Origin of the sequence: Pseudoalteromonas sp. S4741, from assembly GCF_005886135.1 — a bacterium.
GTDB lineage: Bacteria > Pseudomonadota > Gammaproteobacteria > Enterobacterales > Alteromonadaceae > Pseudoalteromonas > Pseudoalteromonas tetraodonis.
On record NZ_PNCN01000096.1, the window covers coordinates 1 to 372 of the forward strand.

At 43.0% G+C, this 372-nt stretch carries 1 protein-coding gene; it reads right to left on the reverse strand.

The genetic code is table 11. The features are described 5' to 3' along the window. A partial coding sequence (locus tag CWC30_RS13245; protein ID WP_138627323.1) for a transposase occupies positions 1 to 372 on the reverse strand: 372 nt, incomplete at both ends.

Here is a 372-nt window from a genome sequence, read left to right on the forward strand (position 1 = left end):
GTCGTAATCCCTAAAGCACTCGGTTATTTCATAGCGCATTTTGCTTTTGATGGGCGTAAGCCAATGATGATTTTCGCTAACGCCTTGCCAGCTCGTAAATAGTTCAGCCGAAAAGAAACCTCTATCAAATAGCGTCAATGAATAGTCAGGTGCTGAGCCAACAAGCTGTTGAGCATAATGAATTTCACTTTGAGTAATGGGGCCAAACGCTGCATCGGATATTAAATGCGTTCTTGTCGACATCAAGGTCACAGCAAGTACTGAGGGGAAGTTTGTTGTCGATTTAGCATAGCCAAAGTGACGGTTACTCGGTGTATCTTGAGTTTTAAATTGTGTACAGTCATTCCTGTGCAGATTATAACCACGCACCTC